The 25,710-nt window shown below is 68.8% G+C and carries 21 protein-coding genes; 10 read left to right on the top strand and 11 right to left on the bottom strand.

Annotated features, from left to right (window positions below; all coding sequences use genetic code 11):
• Positions 1-249: 249 nt before the first annotated feature.
• Positions 250-456 carry a hypothetical protein gene (locus ACZ4EG_RS26110; protein WP_467792287.1) on the bottom strand — a complete coding sequence of 69 codons (207 nt, stop codon included), beginning with the start codon at positions 454-456 and terminating at the stop codon, positions 250-252.
• Between the two features lie 60 nt (positions 457-516).
• Positions 517-2,070, bottom strand: a complete 1,554-nt coding sequence (locus ACZ4EG_RS26105; protein ID WP_467792286.1) for a hypothetical protein — start codon at positions 2,068-2,070, stop codon at positions 517-519.
• Between the two features lie 115 nt (positions 2,071-2,185).
• On the opposite strand from ACZ4EG_RS26105, the gene ACZ4EG_RS26100 reads away from it, so the two are divergent.
• From ACZ4EG_RS26100 to ACZ4EG_RS26090, 3 genes are read left to right on the top strand one after another with little or no spacing between them, the layout of a single operon-like run.
• Complete coding sequence (locus tag ACZ4EG_RS26100; protein WP_453553788.1) at positions 2,186-3,271, top strand: glycoside hydrolase family 18 protein; 1,086 nt, start codon at positions 2,186-2,188, stop codon at positions 3,269-3,271.
• The gene (locus ACZ4EG_RS26095; protein WP_467792285.1) at positions 3,268-4,242 is read left to right on the top strand and encodes a phosphotransferase; all 975 of its coding nucleotides are present in this window, start codon (positions 3,268-3,270) and stop codon (positions 4,240-4,242) included. Before ACZ4EG_RS26100 ends, ACZ4EG_RS26095 begins: the two co-directional genes overlap by 4 nt.
• A 5-nt stretch (positions 4,243-4,247) precedes the next feature.
• Positions 4,248-4,562, top strand: a complete 315-nt coding sequence (locus tag ACZ4EG_RS26090) for a hypothetical protein (protein ID WP_467792284.1) — start codon at positions 4,248-4,250, stop codon at positions 4,560-4,562.
• Here the strand turns inward: ACZ4EG_RS26090 and ACZ4EG_RS26085 are convergent.
• The 4 genes from ACZ4EG_RS26085 to ACZ4EG_RS26070 all read right to left on the bottom strand — a co-directional run bounded on the left by ACZ4EG_RS26085 (position 4,543) and on the right by ACZ4EG_RS26070 (position 8,451).
• Positions 4,543-5,313 (bottom strand): succinate dehydrogenase/fumarate reductase iron-sulfur subunit, encoded by a 771-nt coding sequence (locus ACZ4EG_RS26085; protein ID WP_467792283.1) that lies wholly within the window; start codon positions 5,311-5,313, stop codon positions 4,543-4,545. The genes ACZ4EG_RS26090 and ACZ4EG_RS26085 overlap by 20 nt on opposite strands.
• Positions 5,310-7,247 (bottom strand): fumarate reductase/succinate dehydrogenase flavoprotein subunit, encoded by a 1,938-nt coding sequence (locus tag ACZ4EG_RS26080; RefSeq protein ID WP_453553605.1) that lies wholly within the window; start codon positions 7,245-7,247, stop codon positions 5,310-5,312. The genes ACZ4EG_RS26085 and ACZ4EG_RS26080 overlap by 4 nt, the downstream gene beginning before the upstream one ends.
• Positions 7,248-7,265: 18 nt before the next feature.
• Positions 7,266-8,087 (bottom strand): hypothetical protein, encoded by an 822-nt coding sequence (locus ACZ4EG_RS26075; RefSeq protein WP_467792282.1) that lies wholly within the window; start codon positions 8,085-8,087, stop codon positions 7,266-7,268.
• A 73-nt stretch (positions 8,088-8,160) separates the two neighbouring features.
• A complete protein-coding gene (locus ACZ4EG_RS26070) occupies positions 8,161-8,451 on the bottom strand; it encodes a hypothetical protein (protein ID WP_363294009.1) in 291 nt (96 codons plus the stop codon).
• A 326-nt stretch (positions 8,452-8,777) separates the two neighbouring features.
• Between ACZ4EG_RS26070 and ACZ4EG_RS26065 the strand changes: the two genes are divergently transcribed.
• The 7 genes from ACZ4EG_RS26065 to ACZ4EG_RS26035 all read left to right on the top strand — a co-directional run bounded on the left by ACZ4EG_RS26065 (position 8,778) and on the right by ACZ4EG_RS26035 (position 19,704).
• Positions 8,778-10,871: an ABC transporter family substrate-binding protein gene (locus ACZ4EG_RS26065; protein ID WP_467792281.1), complete on the top strand. Its 2,094-nt coding sequence runs from the start codon at positions 8,778-8,780 to the stop codon at positions 10,869-10,871.
• Between the two features lie 141 nt (positions 10,872-11,012).
• Positions 11,013-12,920, top strand: coding sequence for a translational GTPase TypA (gene typA / locus ACZ4EG_RS26060; RefSeq protein ID WP_453553599.1), 1,908 nt, complete (start codon positions 11,013-11,015; stop codon positions 12,918-12,920).
• A 559-nt stretch (positions 12,921-13,479) separates the two neighbouring features.
• Positions 13,480-14,514: an ABC transporter permease gene (locus tag ACZ4EG_RS26055; RefSeq protein WP_453553597.1), complete on the top strand. Its 1,035-nt coding sequence runs from the start codon at positions 13,480-13,482 to the stop codon at positions 14,512-14,514.
• Positions 14,515-14,605: 91 nt separating this feature from the next.
• Positions 14,606-16,414 carry an ABC transporter substrate-binding protein gene (locus ACZ4EG_RS26050; RefSeq protein WP_467792280.1) on the top strand — a complete coding sequence of 603 codons (1,809 nt, stop codon included), beginning with the start codon at positions 14,606-14,608 and terminating at the stop codon, positions 16,412-16,414.
• A gap of 89 nt (positions 16,415-16,503) precedes the next feature.
• Positions 16,504-17,484 carry an ABC transporter permease gene (locus ACZ4EG_RS26045; RefSeq protein WP_453553593.1) on the top strand — a complete coding sequence of 327 codons (981 nt, stop codon included), beginning with the start codon at positions 16,504-16,506 and terminating at the stop codon, positions 17,482-17,484.
• Between the two features lie 19 nt (positions 17,485-17,503).
• The gene (locus ACZ4EG_RS26040; RefSeq protein ID WP_390708690.1) at positions 17,504-18,568 is read left to right on the top strand and encodes an ABC transporter ATP-binding protein; all 1,065 of its coding nucleotides are present in this window, start codon (positions 17,504-17,506) and stop codon (positions 18,566-18,568) included.
• A 17-nt stretch (positions 18,569-18,585) separates the two neighbouring features.
• Complete coding sequence (locus tag ACZ4EG_RS26035) at positions 18,586-19,704, top strand: ABC transporter ATP-binding protein (RefSeq protein ID WP_467792279.1); 1,119 nt, start codon at positions 18,586-18,588, stop codon at positions 19,702-19,704.
• Here ACZ4EG_RS26035 and ACZ4EG_RS26030 read toward each other — a convergent pair.
• The 5 genes from ACZ4EG_RS26030 to ACZ4EG_RS26010 form a co-directional block, all read right to left on the bottom strand.
• Complete coding sequence (locus tag ACZ4EG_RS26030; protein WP_467792278.1) at positions 19,701-20,453, bottom strand: class I SAM-dependent methyltransferase; 753 nt, start codon at positions 20,451-20,453, stop codon at positions 19,701-19,703. The genes ACZ4EG_RS26035 and ACZ4EG_RS26030 overlap by 4 nt on opposite strands.
• Positions 20,454-20,683: 230 nt before the next feature.
• Positions 20,684-21,727, bottom strand: coding sequence for an ABC transporter ATP-binding protein (locus tag ACZ4EG_RS26025; RefSeq protein WP_467792277.1), 1,044 nt, complete (start codon positions 21,725-21,727; stop codon positions 20,684-20,686).
• 26 nt (positions 21,728-21,753) lie between these two features.
• The gene (locus ACZ4EG_RS26020; protein ID WP_467792276.1) at positions 21,754-22,791 is read right to left on the bottom strand and encodes an ABC transporter ATP-binding protein; all 1,038 of its coding nucleotides are present in this window, start codon (positions 22,789-22,791) and stop codon (positions 21,754-21,756) included.
• 52 nt (positions 22,792-22,843) lie between these two features.
• Positions 22,844-23,824 carry an ABC transporter permease gene (locus ACZ4EG_RS26015; RefSeq protein WP_467792275.1) on the bottom strand — a complete coding sequence of 327 codons (981 nt, stop codon included), beginning with the start codon at positions 23,822-23,824 and terminating at the stop codon, positions 22,844-22,846.
• A gap of 119 nt (positions 23,825-23,943) precedes the next feature.
• A complete protein-coding gene (locus tag ACZ4EG_RS26010) occupies positions 23,944-25,707 on the bottom strand; it encodes an ABC transporter substrate-binding protein (protein WP_467792274.1) in 1,764 nt (587 codons plus the stop codon).
• Positions 25,708-25,710: the final 3 nt, after the last annotated feature.

Here is a 25,710-nt window from a genome sequence, read left to right as displayed (position 1 = left end):
CGCGTGTCGGTGCCGCCGAGGCCGTCGACGAGGGCACGCTGACCGGCCTTCGCGGCGAGCAGCCACTCCACCTCCGCCAGGCGCCTGCAAGTCCGGCAGGCTCTAATCCCGGGGAGTCTGCGGCGGTCGCGGGTGTCGGGAGGGCCGAGGACCTCCCCCGGCGAGGCCGTCGGGCGAGGGTGTACTCACCGGCCTGCGCGGCGAGCGGCGGCTCCGCTTCCGTCAGGCGCGCGCAACTTCCGGTCAGTGCTATTCCCGGGGGAGTCTGCGGCGCTCGCGGGTGTCGGGGCCGCCGAGGCTGGCCGGGGGTCCTCCGTCGGGCTCTTCGCCGAGCAGGATGCCGCCGAGGACGGCCCCGGCCAGGCCGCTCGCGCGGTCGGTGGGGCCGTCGTACGGGTTGCCGTACCTCCCACTCCCGGGCTTCCCGGGCGAGGGTGTCGGCGAGGGTGTACTCACCGGTCTCCGTGGCGAGTGGCCGCTCCGCTTCCGTCAGGCGTGGGCAAGTCCTGGTCGGTGCTATTCCCGGGGGAGTCTGCGGCGCTCGCGGGTGTCGGGGCCGCCGAAGCCGGCCGGGGGTCCTCCGTCGGGCTCTTCGCCGAGCAGGATGCCGCCGAGGACGGCCCCGGCCAGGCCGCTCGCGCGGTCGGTGGGGCCGTCGTACGGGTTGCCGTGCGCTCGTACGTCCCGCTCCGCCAGCTCCCGGGCCTCCCGGGCGAGGCCGTCGGCGTGGGCGTACCGGCCCGACTGCGCGGCGAGCAGCCGCTCCGCCTCCGCCAGGCGCGTGCGGGCCTCGGCGCCGACCGCCGCCCGGTGTGTGGCGATGAAGTCCGCCGCGGCGGACGTGGCGCTGCGGGCGGCCAGCAGGGCGGCCACCGGGACGACACCGGCGCGTCCCACCGCGAGCAGTCCGACGGCCCGCGTGATCCGCCGCAGGGCGTCCAGCGGGTCGTACGGCCCACCGGTCAGCTCCTCCCGTACGGCGGCCAGGGCCGTGTCGGCGTGGGCCAGGCGGGCCCGGAGCTCACCCTCGGGCAGGAGCGGGGGCCGCCTGCGCGCCTCGGCGACCTCCGCCTCCCCGCCGGTCAGCACGGCCGGCACCAGCCCCGCCGCCTCCTGAAGCTCCGCGGCCAACCGCTCCACCCCGGCCACGAGGACCTCCGCCTGGGCCACGGCCCCCTCGGCCGCGCGCAGTTCACGGGCCGCACGCCAGCCGTCCCCGGAATCGGCCGTCTGGCGGGCCCGGTTGAGGTGGGTCGTGGCGAACACGAGCCGGTCCTTGGCCTGTTCGAGGTAGCCGGTGACGGGTGCGGCGGCCGAGGACGCGTACCGCTCGCGCAGCTCGGCCGACACGGCGTCGGCGCCCTTCGTCCGTCCTGCCAGCGCCCGGAACCGCCCCTCCGCGACCTCCAGCGCCTCACTCATCCCCCCTTCCAGCGACCGCAGTTGATCGAACCCGGCCGCCTCCGTGTCCAGCCGCCGCCCGGCCTCCGCGCACCGCCCCACGATCCCGATCAGCGCCTGCCGCCGGGCCGACTCGTCCTCCGGAACCCCCTGCTCGTACCTCCGCCGTATCGCGAACGCGGCCGTCAGCTCGGTCTCCGCCGCCCGCAGGGCCCCCGCGAAGGGCTCCAATTCCTCCGGTCCGAACCGCGCCTCGGCGAAGCCGAGTTCCTCGCGGCTCGTGCGCACGCTGTCGTCCGCCGCGACCAGCGAGGCCCGCGCCTGCCGCTCGAAGTCGCGGGCCGACGGTTCGGGCGGGTGCGCGGACACCAGGCCGGGCGTCGTACGGCTCCGGGCCCGCCGGGTGCGCCGCAGATACCCGTACCCCGCCAGCACCACCACCGCGGCCACGACCACGAGCGGCAGGACCAGGTCGGCGGGAGAGGTACCGCCCTGCTCCGCCGCGGCGGTCACCCCCGCCACGGGAACCGGATCTTGGGCCTTGATCGTCATCCCCGGCAACACCAGCCACACGACTGCGACCACACAGCCCAGCAGGGCATGCGCCACCCGCACGGCTATGTGCGACTTGGCATGCCGGGGCCGGCCACGGATCGAGGATGACGTCACATTTCGGAGCGTATGGGCAGGAAAGCGGCTCCGCGACCGCTGTGGATGCGCGTGGGGGACGACGGACAGGGGGTACGGGATGGACACGGCACCGATACGGCCCACCGAAGGCGAGATGCCGGCGACGGAAGGAGATGCGCCGGAGGCGGACGCCCAGGATGCCGGTGCGGACGCCGGTCCCCGCGTCCGGCGCCGGCGGTGGGTCACGTGGGCGCGGCGAGCGGTGCTCTCGGTGGTCCTTGCCGTCCTCCTGCCCCTTCTCGCCGCCGAGACCGCCCTGCGCGTGAACTACACCGGTGACCCGGCCGACGGCACGTACACCAGGAACAAGGACGCCATCTGGCTCGGGCACGCCTGGGTCGACGGGCGCAAGAAGGACGCCGATGTCGAGGCCCTTGCCCGTCGGCTGCGCGACACCGGCATCCGGGATCTGTACGTCCACTCGGGTCCCCTGGAGCACGACGGAACCCTCCCCGAGTCGGACCATCCGAAGGCCCGTTGGCTGATCGCCGCCGTGCACCGGGAGCTTCCCGGCATACGCGTCCAGGCCTGGCTCGGCGACAAGCTGGCCAGTGAGTCCCCCGACGGTCTGCGCCTGGAGCGCGCCGGCACCCGCGCGGCCGTCGTCCGCTCCACCCGGCAGATCCTCGCCGCCGGCTTCGAGGGCGCCCACTTCGACCTGGAGCCCCTCCACTCCGGCGACCGCGACTACCTGTCCCTCCTGGACGACCTGCGCCGCGTCACCCGCGACAACAACGCCCAGCTCTCGGTCGCCGCCCACCAGATCGACCCTCTGCCCGCTTTCCACTCCTTCTGGGGCACGACCACGGGCCACCCCAAGTGGTGGTCGCAGGCGTACTTCGGCGAGGTGGCCCGCCGCGTGGACCAGATCGCCGTCATGTCGTACGACACCATGCAGCCGCTGCAGAGCCTGTACGGCGGCTATGTCGCCCAGCAGACCAGCCTCGCCCTGGAGGTCACCCCGGCCTCCACCGACCTCCTCATGGGCCTGCCCTTCTACCACGAGAACCGCTTCGGCCACTGGGCGCACGCAGAGACCGTCCCGGCCGCCGTACGCGGCGTACGTCTGGGCCTGTCCCGTACGGACGCGGACCGCTCGCGCTTCGGCGTCGCCCTGTACGTGGACTTCGCGGCCACGGAGGCGGACTGGAGGGCCTACAAGGAAGACTGGGTGCGGTGACCCGCACACGACAGCAACCGAACCTCGCCGCGCTCGCCCCGCTCGCCCGGGCCGCCGTCGGCCCGGCCCGCACCCTGGTGGCCGTCACCCGGCTGCGCGGCGGCTCCAAGAAGGGCGCCTACCGCCTCGCCCTCGACGACGCCACGACGGCGGTCGCCTACGTCTGGTCCCCGGACGAGGACTACTGGGACCAGCCCGACAGCGACCCCCGCGACCCGTTCTCGCATGCCTCCGGCCTCGACCTGTTCACCGCGTCGCACGCCCGCCTGTCCGCCCTCGGCGTCCGCACGCCCCGCCTGCTGCACGCCGACCCGGAGGTGAACGCGGCCGTCGTCGAGGACATCCGGGGCGGCAGCCTGGAGGAGGCACTGCGGCACGACCCGGACACGGCCCGCCCGGTCCTGGAGCGGCTGGCCGGGATGCTGGCGGCCATGGGCGAGTGCACGGCGGACGCCTACGGCAAGGTGAGTCTCGTCGACAACGGAGGCTCCTCGCACGGCGGTTCCTGCGAGCAGCTCGTCACCGACCGCGCGCTGGCCGACATCGCCCAGGCCGCCGTACGCGACCCGCGGATCGCCGCCGCCCGCCAGGCGCTGGAGGACACCGTGCGCTCCCTGGCCGCCGAGGTCCGCCCGCGCGCCCGGCACACCCTCATCCACGGCGAACTCGGCCCGGACCACGTCCTCGTGGACGCCGACGGGAACCCGGTGCTCATCGACATCGAGGGGCTGATGTACTTCGACGCCGAGTGGGAGCACGTGTTCCTGCGGCTCCGCTTCGGCCCCGCGTACGACGCCCTCCGCGCCCCCGGCCTCGACGAGGCCCGCCTGCGCCTGTACCGCCTGGCCATGCACCTGAACCTCGTCGCCGGCCCGCTGCGCCTGCTCGACGGGGACTTCCCCCATACGGAATTCATACGCGGTATCGCGGAGTACAACCTGGCCCAGGCGCTGGCCCTGGTGGGACGATGACCGTCATGCACATGTACTTGGTCGTCGCGGCAACGCTGGCCGTGACGCTGATGGCGGTGTTCGGCATCGCCGGCATCACGACCGGCTGGGTGGTGCCGTTCGGCCGGCACCGCGTCCTGCGGCCGAAGCTGTGGGGGTACGGCCAGTTGCTCGGCGCGGTCGGGATGTCCCTGTGGATGTTCCTCGGCGTGTTCCCCAAGAAGTTCGATGTGATCCCGCTCATCGGCTGGTTCGTGTTCATGGGGAGCCTGGGCCTTCAGATACTGGCCCAGCGCCCCGGCCGTGCCCCCCGGCCGACCCCTACGAAGTCCGCCTCCTGATCTTCGAGCCCAGCCACACCAGCGGGTCGTACTTGCGGTCGACGGCCCGTTCCTTCATGGGGATCAGCGCATTGTCAGTGATCTTGATCCCCTCGGGGCACACCTCCGTGCAGCACTTGGTGATGTTGCAGTAGCCGAGGCCGTGTTCGTCCTGGGCCGTGCTCTTGCGGTCCAGGCCGGTCTCGGCCGCCGCGTCCAGCGGGTGCATGTCCAGCTCCGCCACCCGCATCAGGAAGCGCGGCCCCGCGAACGCCTTCTTGTTCTCCTCGTGGTCGCGCACGACATGGCAGGTGTTCTGGCACAGGTAGCACTCGATGCACTTGCGGAACTCCTGTGACCGGTCCACGTCCTCCTGCATCATCCGGTACTCGCCCGGACCGACGCCGGCGGGCGGCACGAACGACGGAACCTCCCTGGCCTTCTCGTAGTTGAAGCCGACGTCCGTCACCAGGTCGCGGATCACCGGGAAGGTGCGCAGCGGAGTGACCGTGATCGTCTCGTCGCGGGTGAAGACCGACATGCGCGTCATGCACATCAGCCGCGGCCGCCCGTTGATCTCCGCGGAGCACGAACCGCACTTGCCCGCCTTGCAGTTCCAGCGCACGGCCAGGTCGGGCGCCTGGGTGGCCTGGAGGCGGTGGATGATGTCGAGCACCACCTCGCCGTCGTTGACCTCGACCTTGAAGTCCTCCAGGCCGCCGCCCCCGACGTCGCCCCGCCACACCTTGAAGCGGGCCTCGTAGCTGCTCACTCGTAGAGCTCCTCTTCGGCGAGGTACTTGACCAGCTCCTCCTTCTCGAAGAGGGCGAGCAGGTCCGGGCGGATGGGTTCGGTGGTCTCACGGGTGAGCTCGATCTGGCCCTGGACCGGGTCGGTCGCGGCCAGGCCGCCGGTCGGGTCGGCCAGCCCGCACAGCAGGTTCACGGAACGCCAGTTGTGGTCCATCGTCGGGTGGTCCTCGCGGGTGTGCCCGCCGCGCGACTCCGTGCGCTCCAGGGCGGCCCGCGCCACGCATTCGCTGACCAGCAGCATGTTGCGCAGGTCCAGGGCGAGGTGCCAGCCCGGGTTGAACTGGCGGTGGCCCTCGACGCCGGCCCGGCGGGCCCGTACCCGCAGATCCGCGAGCTTCTCCAGGGCCTGCGCCATCTCGCCCTCGCGGCGGATGATGCCGACGAGGTCGTTCATGGTCTGCTGGAGTTCCTGGTGCAGGGTGTACGGGTTCTCCGGCGGGCGTCCGTCGTCCGCCTCGGGGCCCTCCGCGGAGAAGGGGCGCAGCGCTTCGGCCGCCGCCATGTCCACCTGGGTCTCGTCCACGGGCGGGCGGGCGCCCGCCAGGCCCGCCGCGTACTCGGCCGCGTGCCAGCCCGCCCGGCGCCCGAACACCAGCAGGTCCGAGAGGGAGTTGCCGCCGAGCCGGTTGGAGCCGTGCATGCCGCCCGCGACCTCACCGGCCGCGAACAGGCCCGGCACCCCGCGCGCGGCCTCCGTGTCGGAGTCGACCGCAATGCCGCCCATCACGTAGTGGCAGGTCGGCCCGACCTCCATCGGCTCCGCCGTGATGTCGACGTCGGCCAGCTCCTTGAACTGGTGGTACATGGACGGCAGCCGGCGCTTGATGACCTCGGCCGGCATCCGCGTCGAGACGTCCAGGAAGACCCCGCCGTGCGGGGAGCCGCGGCCCGCCTTCACCTCGGAGTTGATCGCGCGGGCGACCTCGTCGCGGGGGAGCAGCTCGGGCGGGCGCCGGTTGTTCTCCTGGTCGTCGTACCAGCGGTCGCCCTCCTCCTCGGACTGGGCGTACTTCTCCTTGAAGACGTCGGGGACGTAGTCGAACATGAACCGCTTGCCCTCGGAGTTCCGGAGCACCCCGCCGTCGCCGCGCACCGACTCCGTCACCAGCAGGCCCTTGACGGACGGCGGCCAGATCATGCCTGTCGGGTGGAACTGCACGAACTCCATGTTCAGCAGCGAGCCGCCCGCGAGCAGCGCCAGCGCGTGCCCGTCGCCCGTGTACTCCCACGAGTTCGACGTCACCTTGAAGGACTTGCCGATACCGCCGGTCGCGATGACGACGGCGGGCGCTTCGAGGACGAAGAAACGGCCGAACTCGCGGTCGTACGCGAAGACACCGCTGACCCGTGAGCCGTCCTTGAGGATCCGGGTGACCGTGCACTCCTGGAAGACCTTGAGCCGGGACTCGTAGTCGCCCGTCTCGCGATGGTCCTCCTGCTGGAGCGAGACGACCTTCTGCTGCAAGGTCCGGATCAGCTCAAGACCCGTGCGGTCGCCGACGTGCGCGAGGCGCGGGTACTCGTGGCCGCCGAAGTTGCGCTGGGAGATCTTCCCGTCCTTCGTACGGTCGAACAGCGCGCCCCAGGTCTCCAGCTCCCACACCCGGTCCGGGGCCTCCCGCGCATGCAGCTCGGCCATCCGCCACTGGTTGAGGAACTTGCCGCCGCGCATGGTGTCGCGGAAGTGGACCTGCCAGTTGTCGTGCGCATTGACGTTGGCCATCGCGGCCGCGATGCCGCCCTCGGCCATCACGGTGTGCGCCTTGCCGAACAGCGACTTGCAGATCACCGCCGTACGGGCGCCGCGCTCCCGGGCCTCGATCGCGGCGCGCAGCCCGGCGCCACCGGCACCGACCACGACGACGTCCCACTCCTGCCGGTCGACCACGGACATCAGAAGGCCCCACCCAATCTAGAAGAAGCGCGGATCGTCGAAGACACCGGACGCGATCAGATAGACGTAGAAGTCGGCGAGCGCCACGCTCACCAGCGACGCCCAGGCCAGCTCCATGTGGCGGGCGTTCAGCCTCCCGGCGAACTGCCACGCCTTGTAGCGCACGGGATGCTTCGAGAAGTGCTTGAGCTTCCCGCCGACGATGTGCCGGCAGGAGTGGCAGGAGATGGTGTACGCCCAGATCAGCACGATGTTGGCCAGGAAGACCAGGGTGCCGAGACCCATGTGGCCCCACCGGTAGTGCTCGTCGCGGAAGGACAGCACCGTGTCGTAGGTGAGCACCCCGGCGACCAGGAGGGCGGCGTAGAAGAAGTACCGGTGGATGTTCTGCAGGATCAGCGGGAGGCGGGTCTCACCGGTGTACTTCCGGTGCGGCTCGGCCACCGCGCAGGCCGGCGGGGACAGCCAGAAGCTGCGGTAGTAGGCCTTGCGGTAGTAGTAGCAGGTCAGGCGGAAGCCCAGCGGGAAGATCAGGATGATGATCGCCGGGGAGATCGCCCACCAGCTGCCGAACAGATCGGCGTTCGGGCCCGCGTGCATGGTCCGGCAGTTGTCGGCCAGGCACGGGGAGTAGAAGGGTGAGACGTACGGCGCCGCGTAGTAGTGCGCATTGGCGAAGGCCCGCCAGGTCGAGTAGACGACGAAGGCGAACAGACCGGCCGCGGTGACGGCGGGGGCCAGCCACCAGCGGTCGGTCCGCAGATGCGGGGCGGCGATCGCGGCGCGCGTATCGGTGTGTACGCCGCCGCTGTTCATATGAGGTTCCGTACCAGTGGCCAACTCATGACTCCGGTCGGGTTCGGGTGAGTGGGGGTGCCTGTCGGCACTCCCTCGGGGCCTGCGGGCCGCGCTCCTAGGGGGCGTGCCGGTCGCGGGCGCCGAGACCCTCGTCGTCCGAGTCCGTCCACAGGCTGATGTCGTACGGCGTGTCGGAGATGGTCACGAGATCGGGGCGACGCGGCTGGCCGAGGCCGGGGGCGACCTCGCGCAGCAGTGCCACGCTCTCGCGCAGGTGATCGGCGTCGGCGCGGACGCGGCGCATCTCCAGTCCGCCGCTCCCGAGCTGTTGCTCCAGGCGTCCGACGGACCGGAACAGGTCGTCGAGACAACGCTGGACTGACGTCAGGTCGTCGTGCACGGACATGACGTGACCTCACTTCCCACGGACCTCGTGGTCCTAGGCGGCAACGTTCATGCGCCTGCGAGTGTTGCGCGTCACACCTGCCGATGTGAAGGCATGTGCAGCGATTGGCGGATTGCGCGCCTCCACCGCACGCCCGCACGCGCGCTGTGTGTGCGCCGGGAGCGCGTGTTGCGCCGCACGGGTGGCCTTGAGAGCCCCCGCCGCCGTGTCGCCCCCGACGGGCGAACCCTTTCCTCTTCAGTGGGTCCATACATCTGATCAGCACCAAAATACCGCCAAATGTGAACAGACCACACCCGTGTCACCGGGCTCCCCGGAGGTAGCAGATGTCCCACGACGGCGTCGCACTGCGCGCGGTCATGCGCTCGGTCGCCTTCCTCACCGCCGGCGCGCTCGCGGTGCCCGTCCTCGCCGGCTGCAGCTCCGGAGACGACGAGGCGGGCCGTCCCCTGGCCGGACAGGACATCGCCCCCGCCGCCCGGAACCTGGTCGCCGACGGCGGCACCCTGCGCTGGGCGGTGGACGCCGTCCCGGAGACCCTGAACACCTTCCAGGCCGACGCCGACGCCGGCACCACCCGCGTCGCCCAGGCCGTCCTGCCCTCCATGTTCCGAACCGACCAGAACGGGCGCCCGGTCCGCAACCCGGACTATCTGGAGTCCGCCAAGGTCATCGAGACCGAGCCGCGCCAGGTCGTCCTGTACAAGCTCAACCAGCAGGCTGTCTGGAGTGACGGCCGGGAGATCGGCGCCGCCGACTTCGCCGCCCAGTGGCGCGCCCTGTCCGGCAAGGACGCCGCCTACTGGAGCGCCCACAACGCCGGCTACGACCGCATCGACAAGATCGAACGCGGCGCCAACGACCTGGAGGTCCGGGTCACCTTCAGCCGCCCCTACGCCGACTGGAAGTCGCTGTTCTCCCCGCTGTACCCCAAGGACGTCATGGGCACCCCGGACGCCTTCAACGACGGGGCGCGCCGCAAGCTCCAGATCAGCGCCGGACCCTTCAAGGTCGACAAGGTCGACACCGCCAAGAAGGACGTCGTCCTCACCCGCAACCCGCGCTGGTGGGGTCACCCCACCAAACTGTCCGAGATCGTGCTGCACGCCGTGCCCCGCGACAAGCGGGCCACCGCGCTGGCCGACGGCACCGTGGACCTGGCCGAGATCGACCCCGCCGAGGTCGAGCGCATCAGCATCGCCGGCCGCGACGGCGGCACCGGCACGCCCCTGCAGGGCGCCGGGCGCGTCTCCGCCAAGAAGCTGCAGGACCAGCTGAGCGGTGTCGAGGTCCGCAGGTCCCTGGATCCGGCCTACACCCAGCTCGCCCTCAACGGCTCCGGGGGACCCCTCGCCGACGAGCGGGTCCGCCGTGCCGTCGCCCGCTCCCTGGACCGTACGGCCCTCGCCAAGGTCGCCCTGACCCCGCTCGGCCTGCCCTCCGTCCCCGTCGGCAGCCATCTCGCCCTCTCCGGCCAGACCGACTACGCCGACAGCAGCGGCGCCCTGGGCGGCCAGGACACCAAGGAGGCGCAGGCGCTGCTCGCGGAGGCCGGATGGGTGCTCGGCGGACCGGTCAAGGAGCAGAAGAAGCCCGAGAAGGCGGCCGGACCGCAGGGCCGCGCCGCCGACCAGTCCAACGGCGGCGACGACGGCGTGTTCATCGTCGGCGAGGACAACAAGGACCCCAGGGACCACAAGAACAAGCACCGCGAGCCGACCGGTGACGAGGGCGGCAGACACCTCGCACAGGACGGCAAGCAGTACACGGAACGGCATCTGCAGCAGGGCGGCGCGCCCGGCGCCTATGCCCCCAAGGGCACCGCCGCCCCGGCCGGAGCCGCCGCCAAGACGTTGGCCAAGGACGGCAAGGCGCTCACCCTGCGCTTCGTGCTCCCCTCGGGTCCCGGCTCGGACACCCTGCGCTCGGTCGCCGACCGGATCACGCAGATGCTGGAGAAGGTCGGCATCCGCACGGAGATCACCAGGGTCCCGGACGAGAGCTACTTCAGGGACCACATCGCCGCGGGCCAGTACGACCTGGCCCTCTACTCCTGGCCGTCCTCCGCCTTCCCCGCCACCGACGCCCGCCCGGTCTACGCCAAGCCGGTCCCGGCCGCCGACGGTTCCCTGAGCGTGGAGCAGAACTACACCCGCGTCGGCACCGACCAGATCGACCAGCTCTTCGACGAGGCCGCCGCCACCCTCGACGAGGACGAGGCCAAGGATCTGATCCGCAAGGCCGACTCCCGCATCTGGGCGGCGGCCGGCTCACTGCCCCTCTATCAGCGTCCCCAGCTCATCGGGGTGAGGAAGAGCCTGGTCAACGCGGGTGCCTTCGGTTTCCAGACCCCGGTCTACGAGGACATGGGCTTCCTGAAGAAGGGCGCGAAGATGCCCGCGAGTCCGATGGTGAAGTGAGCCCTGCGTGGCCCTGCGGAAGCCGCCTCCCGCCGGGCCACGTAACATGGGGTGAGGCCGTGGCATGTCAAGCCCGGCAGGGCCCGCGTCACACGGACGTACGCAGAGGGCCTTCCTCACACTCCGGGAGTACGTCGCAATATGGCCACGCGCCACGACATCCGCAACGTCGCCATCGTCGCCCACGTCGACCACGGCAAGACGACCATCGTCGACGGCATGCTGAAGCAGGCCGGTGCCTTCGCCGCCCACCAGCTCGACTCGGTCGACGACCGCATGATGGACTCGAACGACCTGGAGCGTGAGAAGGGCATCACGATCCTCGCCAAGAACACGGCGGTGAAGTACCACCCCAAGGACGGTGGCGACCCGATCACCATCAACATCATCGACACCCCCGGCCACGCCGACTTCGGCGGTGAGGTCGAGCGCGGTCTGTCGATGGTCGACGGTGTCGTGCTGCTGGTCGACGCCTCCGAGGGCCCGCTGCCGCAGACCCGCTTCGTGCTGCGCAAGGCCCTCCAGCAGCGCCTGCCCGTCATCCTGTGCATCAACAAGACGGACCGCCCGGACTCCCGCATCGACGAGGTCGTCAACGAGACCTACGACCTCTTCCTCGACCTGGACGCGGACGAGGAGCAGATCGAGTTCCCGATCGTGTACGCGTGCGGCCGTGACGGCATCGCCTCGCTGACCAAGCCGGAGAACGGCACGGTCCCGGCGGACTCCACCAGCCTGGAGCCGTTCTTCTCCACGATCCTGGAGCACATCCCGGCCCCGACCTTCGACGAGGACGCGCCGCTCCAGGCCCACGTCACCAACCTGGACGCGGACAACTTCCTCGGCCGTATCGCACTGCTCCGCGTCGAGCAGGGCGAGCTGCGCAAGGGCCAGACCGTGGCCTGGATCAAGCGCGACGGCTCGATCGGCAACGTTCGCATCAGCGAGCTGATGATGACCGAGGCCCTCACCCGCAAGCCCGCCGAGAAGGCCGGCCCGGGTGACATCTGCGCCGTCGCCGGTATCCCGGACATCATGATCGGCGAGACCCTCGCCGACACCGAGAACCCGGTGCCGCTGCCGCTGATCACGGTCGACGAGCCCGCGATCTCGATGACCATCGGCACCAACACCTCCCCGCTGGTCGGCCGCGGCGGCACCGGCAAGGGCGCCGACGCGAAGGCGGCCGTCAAGGACCGCAAGGTCACCGCCCGCCAGGTCAAGGACCGCCTCGACCGCGAGCTGATCGGTAACGTCTCGCTGCGCGTCCTGGAGACCGAGCGCCCGGACGCCTGGGAGGTCCAGGGCCGTGGTGAGCTGGCGCTCGCCATCCTGGTCGAGACCATGCGCCGGGAGGGCTACGAGCTCACCGTCGGCAAGCCCCAGGTGGTCACCAAGGACGTCGACGGCAAGGTCTACGAGCCGGTCGAGCGCATGACGGTCGACGTGCCCGAGGAGCACATGGGCGCGGTCACGCAGCTCATGGGTGTCCGCAAGGGCCGTATGGACAACATGTCCAACCACGGCTCCGGCTGGGTCCGCATGGAGTTCGTCGTGCCGTCCCGCGGTCTGATCGGCTTCCGTACCGAGTTCCTGACCCAGACCCGCGGCACCGGCATCGGCCACTCCATCCACGAGGGCTTCGAGCCCTGGTTCGGCACGCTCCAGACCCGTAACAACGGCTCCCTGGTCGCCGACCGCTCCGGTGCCGTCACCGCCTTCGCGATGACGAACCTCCAGGAGCGCGGTGTGCTCTTCGTCGAGCCGGGCACCGAGGTGTACGAGGGCATGATCGTCGGTGAGAACTCCCGCTCCGACGACATGGACGTCAACATCACCAAGGAGAAGAAGCTCACCAACATGCGGTCCTCGACGGCCGACGTGGCCGAGTCGATCGTGCCGCCGCGGAAGCTGTCCCTGGAGCAGTCGCTGGAGTTCTGCCGTGACGACGAGTGCGTCGAGGTGACCCCGGAGGCGGTCCGCATCCGCAAGGTGAACCTGGACGCCCGTGAGCGCGCCCGCGCCGCGAGCCGCGCCAAGCACGGCTGACGCACGGCGAACAGCAGTCCGGAGCCCGGGTGTCCCCATGGTGGGGATGCCCGGGCTTTTTGCAACCCGTTTTCCGATGGCTGATGTCCGTAATGCGGAGATCCCTGCCCGATACCCATGTAACACGTCCGTTTCGCGCCCTTCTTCGGTCGAACAGTTTGTCCAGATTTTGGAAGGTCTACGCGTGAGCTGTGACTGAATTGAGATTTAAGAACGGTGGTCGGTGGTCGGCCCATGGCAGATAGTTAGCCGCGTAGCGCTCGGGTCAATGGGTCACGCGCTGTGGGGACAGCGCCGACTCACGAGCACCAGGGGGTGTCTGACCCTCCGTCAGGGGTGTCGGAGGACGAGGACGGTTACCCCCTCCCGTTGGTGAACACGTGACGTCATGAGGAGGAACCCCCATGCGTGGTCATTTCGGCCGTTCGTCCGGCGACCAGGTCTGAGAATCCCGCGACCGCTCAGCGCGGCCGCTCAACTACGCGCGTCCCACTGCGGATTCGCGTGGCTCGGAGTACCTGGACGCCTCTCACACCCACACTTGTGAAACGGACGAACAGTGACAAGTCCTATCGACATTGAGGGCGGCGGGACAACGGTGGCCGTCGGTGGCGACCTGGGGCCGCAGACGCAGCCCGAAGCCGTCAAACTCGAAGGCCGGTCCCCCGGCCAGCTGATGTGGATCCGCTTCAAACGCGACCGTACGGGCGTGGTCTCGGCCTACGTCGTGGGCTTCTTCTTCCTGGTCGGGCTGCTCGCGCCGCTGATATCCAAGCTGTACGGGAAGAACCCGTACACGGTGTACGCGGACGAGCGCCCCGAACTCTTCGACAGCGCGGGCGTGCCCGTGCAGCCCAACGGCGGCATCAGCAGCGAGTTCTGGTTCGGCCTCGAACCCGGCAACGGCTACGACGTCTTCACCAAGCTCATCTACGGGATACGTACCTCGCTGATGATCTCGGTCGCGGTCACGATCGCGGTCGTGCTGACCGGCATCGTGCTCGGCGTCGCGGCCGGCTACCTCGGCGGCCGGACCGACTTCTTCATCGGCCGGGTCATCGACTTCCTGCTCGCCTTCCCGGCGCAGCTGTTCTTCATCGCCAGCATGCCCGTCGTGGTCTCACTGTTCGTCAGCCCGCGCGACGAGACACCGACGTATGTGCGCGTGGTCGCGCTCATCCTCGTCCAGTGGTTCCTCGGCTGGATGAGCCTGGCCCGCATCCTGCGCGGCACCTCACTGGCCCTGCGTGAACGGGAGTTCATCGAGGCGGCCAAGGTGAGCGGGGCCTCGCCCTGGCGGATCATCCGCAAGGAGATCCTGCCGAACGTCGTCACACCGCTCCTGGTGCAGTCGACGTATCTGCTGCCCAGCTTTGTGACCGCCGAGGCCGGTCTGTCCTTCCTGGGCGTGGGCATCGTCGAACCGACGCCCGACTGGGGGCAGATGTTCTCCAAGGCGTCCACCGAACTGGTGATGCAGAACGACATCACCTACATGTTCTTCCCCGGCATCTCGATGATCATCTTCATCGTCGCGTTCAACCTGCTCGGGGATTCGGTCAGGGACGCCTTCGACCCCAAGACCGCTCGCTGACCGGGCACTTGCACATCTTCTGCACGGCAGTTCTTCCGCACTGGTGACAGACGGGGCACCGGTGACACACAAGATGGGTGGAAACTGAGTGATGAGTAGGGGCGGACGCCACGTCTACGGCGCACTCTCCGTGCTCGCAGCCGGAGCTCTTGTGCTCACCGGTTGCAGCAAGGGCGGCAGCGACAGCGGCGGCAACGACAAGAAGGACCAGGAGAACGCCAAGCGTCAGCAGGCGTCGATCAAGTTCGGCGGCACGGCGGACTCCACCGGCCCGGCGGCCGATGTACCCGGCGCCAAGCCCGGCGGCACCATGGAAGTACTGCAGCGCGACAGCTACGCACACCTCGACCCGGCCCAGATCTATGTGTCCGACGAGGGCTCCCTGGCCACGCTGCTCCACAGAGGCCTCACCGGCTACAAGGCGACCAGCAACGACGGCTCGAAGCACGAGGTCGTCGGTGACCTCGCCACCGACTCCGGTACCACCACGGACGGCGGCAAGACCTGGAAGTACACGCTGAAGGACGGCATCAAGTTCCAGGACGGGTCCCCGATCACGTCCAAGGACTTCCGGCACAGCGTCGAGCGGCTCTTCGCGCCGTTCGTCAACCAGGGCCCGACCTACCTCCAGCAGTGGCTGGCCGACTCCCCGGGCACCGCGTACCGCAAGCTGCTCAAGGACGGCCCGTACAAGGGCAAGCACCTGCCCAGCAGCATCCTCGAAACGCCGGACGACAAGACGATCATCTTCCACTTCAAGACCGCCCACCCCGACCTGCCGTACGCGCTGGCGATGGCCGGCTACGCGGTGGTCTCCGAGAAGGGCGACACCAAGGAGAAGTACGACAAGGCCCCGGTGGTCACCGGCCCGTACAAGATCCAGTCGTTCAAGTCCGGCAAGTCCATGGTCCTGGTGAAGAACACCAACTGGGACCCGAAGACGGACCCGATCCGCCACCAGTACGTGGACCAGTTCAACATCACCTTCAACCAGCAGTTCGAGACCTCCACCAAGGCGCTGCTCGCCGACAGCGGTGCCGACCAGACCGGCATCAGCTTCAACAACCAGGTGGACGCGGGCAACCTGTCCAACGTCCTCAAGGACCCGAAGATGAAGGCCCGCACGGTCTCCGGCTACCAGCCGTACGTGGGCCAGATGAACATCAACATGAGCCACCCGGCGCTCAAGGACAAGACGATCCGCGAGGCGATCGCCTACGCCCTGCCGGTCACGCCCTTCGTCCGTGCCTACGGCGGCACCGACGCCATGGAGGTCGCCGGCGGCCTGATCTCCCCGACCGTCAGCGGCTACGACGCGGCCTTCGACCCGTGGGGCAAGAAGAAGAAGCCCGCCGGTGACCCGGACAAGGCCAGGGAGCTGCTGAAGAAGGCCGGCAAGCTCAACATGAAGCTGACCTTCGGCTACATCAACACCCCCGAGGGCCAGCAGTACTCCACCGCCATGGCCGCGGGCCTGAAGAAGGCCGGCTTCAACGTCCAGCGCCAGGAGATCCCGGCCGAGACGTACTACGACCAGGTCAGCAAGCTCGACAACAACTACGACATCTTCCACACCGCGTGGGGTGCCGACTGGCCGTCCGCCTCGACCGTCCTGCCGCCGCTGTACGACGGCCGCGTCATCGCCGACGGCGCGCAGAACTACTCGCAGATCAACGACCCCAAGGTCAACAGCGAGATCGACCGCATCAACCAGATCACCGACCCGGTGAAGGCCGCGGCCGAGTGGGAGAAGCTCGACCAGTACATCGTCAAGGACGTCGTCAACGTCGTCCCGACGGGTGACTACAAGCAGACCCAGATCGCCGGTTCGAAGGTCGGCGGCCTCGTCTACGACGACGTCATCGGCGGCGTCGACCCGCGTCGCCTCTACATCAAGTAACCGTCCCCGCCCGGTACCCGGTGCTTCACCTCAGTGGGGGGAGCACCGGGTACCGTCCGGCCCGCCGACGTCAGAGAGCTGCCCCTGTCATGCTGCGCTTCCTCGTCCGCCGGATCCTCGGTGCCATCGTCATTCTCTTCCTGCTGAGCATCGTCACGTTCTTGCTGTTCTTCGGGATGCCACGCGACCCGGCGCTGCTGATGTGCGGCAAGACCTGCAATCCGGGCAGCCTCGCCAACATCCACCATGTGCTCGGCCTCGACAAGTCGATACCCGAGCAGTACTGGATCTTCCTGCACAACCTGGTGATGGGCAGCAACCAGTTCGCCCAGGGCCCCTGCCCGGCGCCCTGCTTCGGGTACTCGTACCACACCAACGAACCGGTGTGGGCCACGCTGATGGACCGGCTGCCCACCACCGTCTCGCTCACCCTCGGCGCGGCGTTCTGCTTCCTGCTCGTCGGCCTCGGCAGCGGCCTGGTCGCCGCCTGGCGGCGCGGCACGTTCATCGACAAGGCGGCCACCGCCGGTGCGATGGTGCTCAGTTCGATGCAGATCTACTTCCTCGGCCCGCTCGCCCTGGCGATCCTCGTCTACCAGACCCACTGGTTCGACAAACCCGCCTACAACAACTTCACCGGAGACCCGATCACCTGGTTCACGGGCCTGATCATCCCCTGGGTGGTCCTCTCCACGATCTTCGCCGCGCAGTACACCCGTATGGCGCGCTCGTCGATGATCGAACAGCTCCAGGAGGAACACGTACGCACCGCCCGCGCCAAGGGCATGTCCCGGCGGTATGTCTTCTTCCGCTACGCCTGGCGCGGTTCGCTGATCCCCATCGTCACCATCTTCGGCATCGACCTCGGATCCCTGCTCGGCGGCGCCATCATCACCGAGTACACCTTCGGCCTGCCGGGCCTCGGCCAACTGGCGGTGCTGTCCGTCTTCTTCAGCGACCTGCCGCTGCTGCTCGGCGTGATGCTGTTCTCCGCGACCATGATCCTTCTCTTCAACATCATCGTTGACGCCTGCTACGCCTACATCGACCCGCGCGTGCGGCTGGCCTAGGCCGTTTAGGAGCACTTTCGTGACCACTCTGACCAAGGAGGCCGGCGCTCCCGTCCCGGCCGGTGCGGGTCCCCTGTTGTCCGTGCGGGATCTGCACGTCAGCTTCAAGACCGAGGACGGCATCGTACGGGCCGTGGACGGGCTCTCCTTCGACCTGGAACGCGGCAAGACCCTGGGGATCGTGGGGGAGTCGGGCTCGGGCAAGTCGGTGACGAACCTGACCATCCTGGGCCTGCACAACCCCATGTTCACCACCGTCGAGGGCGAGATCCTGCTGGACGGCCAGGAGTTGACCACCGCGCGGGAGTCGGAGCTGGAGAAACTGCGCGGCAACAAGGTAGCCATGATCTTCCAGGACCCGCTGACCGCGCTGTCCCCCTACTACACGGTGGGCCGCCAGATCGCCGAGCCGTTCATGAAGCACAACGGCGCCTCCAAGCGGGCCGCCTGGGACCGTGCGGTCGAGATGCTCGGCAAGGTGGGCATTCCGAACCCGAAGGAACGGGCGAAGGACTACCCGCACCAGTTCTCCGGCGGTATGCGCCAGCGCGCGATGATCGCCATGGCACTGGTCTGCGACCCCGACCTCCTGATCGCCGACGAGCCGACCACGGCCCTGGACGTGACGGTCCAGGCCCAGATCCTCGACCTCCTCAAGGACCTCCAGCAGGAGTTCGGCTCCGGGATCGTCTTCATCACCCACGACCTCGGCGTGATCGCCGACATGGCCGACGACATCATGGTGATGTACGCGGGCAGCGCGGTGGAGCGCGGCACGGTCGACGAGGTGCTGCGTTCGCCCCAGCACCCCTACACCTGGGGTCTGCTGAACTCGATGCCACGGCTGGACTCCGACCTGGCGGCCCCGCTGTCGCCCATCCCGGGCACCCCGCCCTCGCTGCTCACCCCGCCGTCCGGCTGCCGCTTCCACCCCCGCTGCACCTTCCAGGACCGGGTGCAGGGCGCCGGACGCTGTGTCAACGAACGCCCGCTGCTGGCCCCCGACCGGGCCTCCGCCTGTCATCTGACGGGCGAGCAGAAGCGGACCATCTTCATCGACGAGATCAAGCCCCGGCTGGGCTAGGGCCAGGAGGACACGGCATGAAAGAGGACCTCGTCCTCCCCGCTCCGCGCGAGTCGGCCGACGGCGTGGAGTCAGAAGCGCTCCTTGAGGTCTCCGGGCTGACCAAGCACTTCCCGGTCAAGGGCGGCTTTCCGATCCGGCGTACGGTCGGCCATGTGCAGGCCGTCGACGGCATCGACCTGACCGTGCGCGTCGGCGAGAGCTTCGGCCTGGTGGGCGAGTCGGGCTGCGGCAAGTCGACGACGGGCCGGCTGATCACCCGCCTCCTGGAGCCGACGAGCGGGAAGATCACGTACCGGGGCAAGGACATCAGCCGCGCCTCCCGCAAGCAGCTGGCGTCCATCCGCTCCGAGATCCAGATGATCTTCCAGGACCCCTACTCCTCGCTGAACCCCCGGCAGACGGTCGGCAAGATCATCTCCAACCCGATGGAGATCAACGGGATCGCGCCTGACGGCGGCCGGGAGAAGCGCGTCCGTGAACTCCTGGACATAGTCGGCCTCAACCCCGAGCACTACAACCGCTTCCCGCACGAGTTCTCCGGCGGTCAGCGCCAGCGCATCGGTGTGGCAAGGGCGTTGGCCCTCGAACCGAAGCTGATCGTGGCGGACGAGCCGGTCTCGGCGCTGGATGTCTCCATCCAGGCGCAGGTAATGAACCTCCTTCAGGAGGTACAGAAGGAACTGGGCATCGCGTTCCTGTTCATCGCCCACGACCTCGCGGTGGTCCGCCACTTCTCGCAACGCGTGGCGGTGATGTACCTCGGCAAGATCATCGAGGTGGGCGACCGCGACTCCATCTACACCCGCCCCCGCCACCCCTACACCCACGCCCTGCTGTCCGCGGTGCCCGAGGTCAACCTCACCGACACCGACTCCGCCGGGCGCGAGCGCATCCGGCTGGCCGGCGACGTCCCGTCCCCCATCTCCCCGCCCTCCGGCTGCCGCTTCCGCACCCGCTGCTGGAAGGCCCAGGACAAGTGCGCGGCCGAGGAACCCCCGCTGATCCAGATCTCCGGCAACCGGACCGGCCACCTGACGGCGTGCCACTTCCCGGAGGAGCCCACGATCGAGGCACGCGACCAGGACATCGTGCTGGACCCGGCACTGGCGGCGCTGGAGGAGGGCGACAGCTAACAGGACCGCTCGGCCGTCCGCTCCGCCACGGTGATGATCTCCGGGCTCGCGGGGGTCACCGGCCCCCGCTCCCAGTCGCCGTACTGCTCGACGATCGTGAGTCCGGCCTCCGAGAGGAAGCCGGACAGGGCGCCGGGGTCCAGGAAGCGGAGTGTGGCCCGGCTGACCCGTGGCCGGGCCCAGCCGTCGCCCTGGTAGGTCTCGGTGAACGTCACCCGGCCCCCGACGGGACCGCCCTGGACCTCGTGCCACACGCGTACGGCCGTGCCGTCGGCGCCCATGACCTCACGCACCCGGTCCGGCGTCCAGGTCTCCCAGGCGCGGGCGGCCGGGTGGCGGGTCTCGAAGACGAACCGTCCGCCGTCGGCGAGCGCCGACCGCACGGCGCGCAGGCAGGCACGCAACTCCTCGTCGGACAGGAGCACTTGGAAGACGTGTCCGGTCATCACGACCAGTTCGAACTCGCCGTTCCACAGCCGCGTCCGCAGATCCCCGAGCACCCATTCCACGGCAGGGGCGTTCCGTCGCGCCTGTACGAGCATGGCGGCGGCCGGATCGAGCCCCATCAGCCGGCCGGGGTGGCCGTCCTCGTGTGCCCGCCTGAGCAACTGCCCTGTTCCGCAGCCGACATCGAGCACGGACTCCGCGGACTTCACCAGACCGAGATAGAAGTCGTCACCCGGTCCCCACGGGTTGAGGGTGTCGTACAGGGCGGCAAGCGAAAGATCGGCGAACGAATGATCGACCACCGCGGCAGTTTGTCATACGTGAGTGAACCGCACGGCGGGATCCGCCGTCTTCTTGTCAGGTTCCGAACTCGGGGCAACGCCCGTTCGTCCGACGGCACTTGGCGGTACAGCGAAGGCCCGCACCTGGGGAGGTACGGGCCTTCGTCCCCTGGAACAGGACGATCATGGGCTCGGGTCAATGGGCCGGTGAAAGTCCGTTCCGTAGGCGACGGCTGACGGAAAGGGGTGTGTCAGGCCGCCGTCTCGGGGTCCTTGGAGAGGCGCTGCGCGGGAATCGTGTCCGCCGTCTCCGGGTAGTGGCAGGCGGTCAGGTGGCCGGGCTTGTTGCCCTCGGCCTGGACCAGCGGCGGGGCCTCCGTCGCGCACTTCTCCGTCGCCTTCCAGCAGCGGGTGCGGAAGCGGCAGCCGGAGGGCGGGTTGATCGGGGAGGGCACGTCACCGGTGAGCCGGATGCGCTCGCGCGGGGTGTCGTCCACCGTGGCCTCGGGCACGGCGGAGAGCAGGGCCCGCGTGTAGGGGTGACGCGGGTTGTTGTAGAGGTCGTCGCGGTCGGCGATCTCGACGATCTTACCCAGGTACATGACCGCGACGCGCTGCGAGAAGTGCCGCACGATCGCCAGGTCGTGGGCGATGAAGACGAACGCGATGCCGAGTTCCTTCTGAACCTTCTGAAGGAGGTTCACGACCTGCGCCTGGATGGAGACATCCAGGGCCGAGACCGGCTCGTCCGCGACGATCAGTTTCGGCTCCAGGGCGAGCGCGCGGGCGACACCGATGCGCTGGCGCTGACCGCCGGAGAACTCGTGCGGGAAGCGGTTGTAGTGCTCGGGGTTGAGGCCGACGATCTCCAGCAGCTCGCGGACGCGCTTCTCGCGGCCGCCGGCCGGGTTGATGTCGTTGATCTCCATCGGACCCGAGATGATCTTGCCGACCGTGTGCCGCGGGTTCAGCGAGGCGTACGGGTCCTGGAAGATCATCTGGATCTCGGACCGGATCGGCGCGAGGTCTCTGCGGCCGGCGTGCGTGATGTCCTGGCCGCGGTAGGAGACCTTGCCGCCGGTCGGCTCCAGCAGGCGGGTGATCAGTCGGCCGGTGGTCGACTTGCCGCAGCCGGACTCGCCGACCAGGCCCAGGCTCTCGCCCTCGGAGACCTGGAAGTCGAGCCCGTCGACGGCCTGGACGTGGCCGACCGTACGCCGGATCGGGAAGCCGCCCTTGATCGGGAAGTGCTTGGTCAGCCCGGAGACGTCCAGGAGGGGGGTGGTGTTGCTCATGGTGGTGAAATCCCGTCTCGTGTACGTCAGTGGGCCTTGCTGGCGGCAAGGTCGGCGAAGAACTCACGGCGCTGGTCGTCGGTGAGGTGGCACGCGCTGCCGCGGCCGTCCGCCATCTCCAGCGGCGGGCGCTCCTTCGAGCACCGGTCGCCCTCGACCTTCTCGGCGAAGGCGCAACGCGGGTGGAAGCGGCAGCCGGACGGCGGGTTCAGCAGCGACGGCGGGGAGCCCGGGATCGGGTTCAGCGGCACGTCGACCGGGCCGTCGAGGCTCGGCATGGAGCCGAGCAGACCCCAGGTGTAGGGGTGCTGCGGGGAGCGCAGCACCTCCTCCTTCGTCCCGCGCTCCACGCACCGGCCGCCGTACATGACGAGGACGTCGTCCGCGATGTCGGCGATCACCCCGAGGTCATGGGTGATGAAGATGATCGCGGTGCCGAATTCCTTCTGCAGGTCCTTGAGCAGGTCCATGATCTGGGCCTGGACCGTCACGTCGAGAGCCGTGGTCGGCTCGTCGGCGATCAGCAGCTCGGGGTCGCAGACCAGCGCCATGGCGATCATCGCGCGCTGGCGCATACCGCCGGAGAACTGGTGCGGGTAGTCGTCCACCCGGATCTCCGGCTGCGGGATGCCTACCCGCTTCAGCATCTCGATCGCGCGCGCACGGGCTTCCTTCTTGGAGGCGCCGGTGTGCTTGCGGTACGTCTCGCCGATCTGTATGCCGATCGTGTGGTACGGCGACAGCGAGGCCAGCGCGTCCTGGAAGATCATCGCCATCTTGTTGCCGCGGAGCTTCTCCAACTTCCGCTCCGAGGCGCCGTTCAGCTCTTCGCCGTCGAGCTCGATGGAGCCCTCGACCTTGGTGCTGTCGGGGTTGTGCAGGCCCAGGATGGTCAGGTTGGTGACCGACTTGCCGGACCCCGACTCACCCACGATGCCGAGCGTCTTGCCGCGCACGAGGTCGAAGGAGAGGCCGTCGACGGCCTTGACGGTGCCGTCCTCGGTCGAGAAGTGCACCTTCAGGTCCTTGACGGACAGGAAGGGCTGCTGGTCGGTGCTCGTCACGGGGACGCTCCAGAGGGGGGTGATGCGGGGTAGCTGGTGGGGGCGAGCGGGGTCAGGCGAGCCGGATCCGCGGGTCGATCAGGGCGTAGAGGGCGTCGACGACGATGTTGGCGATCACCACGAAGGAGGCCGTGATGATCATGACGCCGAGCAGCATGGGCAGGTCGTTGGTGAAGACGGACTTCACCGCGAGCATGCCCAGGCCCTGGAGGCTGAAGGTCTTCTCGGTGATCATCGCGCCACCGAGCAGGACACCCAGGTCGATGCCGAAGATGGTGACGATCGGACCCATCGCGCCGCGCCAGGCGAAGCGGAAGAAGACGTTGCGCTTGGACAGACCCTTGGCCCGTGCGGTGCGGACGTAGTCCTCGCTGAGCGTCTCGACGATCTGGGAGCGCGTCATACGGGTGTAGTTCGCGGTGAAGATCAGGGCCAGCACCAGCCAGGGCAGCAGCAGGCCGTTGAACCACAAGGCGGGGTTGTCGGTGAAGTTCGTGTACGACGGCTGGTCCAGGATGTGCCACTGGTACACGAAGAAGTACAGGGCCAGCGTGCCCACGAAGTAGATCTGCATCGACGAGGCGATCAGCGAGGCGGAGCTGGCGACCTTGTCGGTGGCCTTGCCCTGCTTCACTGCGGCGAGCATGCCGGCGCCGACACCGAAGATGACGAAGACGACCGAGGAGCCGACGGCGAGGGAGAACGTCGTCGGGAAGCGGTCCATGACGGTCGACAGGACCGGCTCACGGTTCACGAACGAGTAGCCCAGGCAGGGCGCGTCACAGTGGCCGAATCCGGTGAAGTCCCGACCCGCGAAGATGGCCGACAGCCAGTGCCAGTACTGGACCGGCAGCGGATCCGAGATCCCCATGTTGTGCCGGATGATCTGGAGCGTCTCCGGCGTGCAGAGCTTGCCGCAGGCCATCCGAGCCGGGTCACGCGGCACCGCGTAGAAGAGCATGAACGTGACCGCGCTGATGACGAACAGCGTGACCACGGCGCCGAGGATTCGGCGGACTAGGAAGCGAAGCATGGGGGTTGGCTTTCCTGGGAGGGCCGTCGTGCGGATCGGGCCGGGCCGGGGTGACCGGGGGCCCGGTGGACGAGCCGAGGGTGGGGCGGTCGGTGACCGCCCCACCTCTCAGGGATGGATCAGGCCTTGACGTACATCTTGTAGAGCATGCAACCGTCGAAGTTCGGGTCCATCTTCACGTTGCCGAGCTTGGAGCCGTGGAGGTAGATGCGCTTCATGTAGACGTCCGGGATGAACGCGCCCGTCTCGGTGACCTGCTTGTCCAGGGCGGCCCACATGGCGTTCGCCTTGTCGTTGTCGGTCTCCGCGGTGGCGGCCTTGATGGCGGCGTCGACCGCGGGGTCCTTCAGGTGCGAGTAGTTCGAACCGCCGTCGGCGATCGCCTTGCTGTCGAACAGCGGCTGGAAGACCGAGAAACCGGTCGGCCAGTCGGAGCCCCAGCCGCCCCAGTAGACGTCGTACGGGTTGGCGACCTTGCCGGTCTGGTCGTACCAGGTGGTGGAGTCGATGCCCTTGGTGACGACCTCGAAGCCCGCCGCCTTCAGGGCGTTCTCGACGACGACCTTGACCTTGGCGTTGGTGTCGTCCTGCTGGTAGGCGTAGACGATCTTGGTGCCGAGCTTGCCGGCCTTCTTCAGGATCGCCTTGGCGGCCGCCGGGTCACCCGCCGGGTTCTTCAGCTTGCCCCAGACGTCCTGCGACTTGTAGCCGGCGACGAGCGGGCTCATGATGCCGGTCGCGTAGTCACCGCGGTGGGTGCCGCCCTGGACCTGACGGATACCGGCGGTCGGCCAGGCCTTGATGAGCGCCTCGCGGACGGACTTGTCGGTGACCCGGGTGGTGTTGATCCAGTAGACGCTGACGCCGCTGCCCAGACCCTCGAAGACGCGGTCCTTGGCCTCGGTGACGGCCTTCTGGACACGCTCCTGCGGGATCGTGCGCCAGGAGACGGCGTACTGGTCGTTGCCGGAGTCGGCGAGCAGACGGTCGATCGCAGTCAGCTGCTCGATGCCGAAGGTGAAGTCGAACTCGTCCGGGTAGGCGTTGCGGATCGGGTCCGTGTTCGGGTCCCAGTGCTCGTTGCGGACCAGGACCATCGACTTGTCGGTGACGTGCGACTTGACCTTGTAAGGACCGTTGGAGACGGGCTTCTTGTCGTAGTCCTGCTTCGTGTCCTTCTTCACCGGGGTCGGCGCGTAGGAGTGCATCGCGACCACGTAGTTGAAGTCCGGACGGGCCTCGGAGAGGTGGAAGGTGATGGTCTTCCCGCTCGTCACGATCGACTTCAGGTGCTTGCCCTTGAAGGGACCGGGGTAGGACTTGCGGTACTCCTGCGAGCCGGTCAGCCACGTCTGGACGTACATGGCGCCCTCGGTGATGAAGCTGGCGAAGGCACGCTCGAAGCCGTGACGGACGTCGTCGATGGTGACGTCGGAACCGTCCTCCCACTTGACGCCGTCCTTCAGCGTGAAGGACCAGGTCTTGCCGCCGTCCTTCATGGTGCCCGTGTCGGTGGCGAGGTCGCCGACCAGGGTCATGGAGCCGTCGTCCGCGACCTTGTAGCCGGTCAGGGTGCGGGAGAGGACGATCGCGGCCAGCGAGTTCCACGCGTAGTAGATGCGCTGCGGGTCGAGGTGCGAGAAGTCGTCGTCGTTCAGCAGGGAGACCTTGCCGCCCTTCTTGGCGCCGGAGACCTCCGGAGCCGGGCCCTTGGAGTCCTCCGCCGTGCCGATCTTGACCGTGGTGGTCTTGGCCTTGGCCGCATCCTGCTTGCCGCCGCCGCCGTTGCTGCTGGAGTCACCGCTGCTGCACGCGGTCAGCACGGAGCCTGCCGCGGCGGCGACACCGGTGGCTATCAGGAAGTTTCTGCGCGAGAAGGACATCGC

This window comes from Streptomyces sp. NPDC025638 (assembly GCF_055558775.1).
This window is presented reverse-complemented; position numbering and strand designations above follow the sequence as displayed.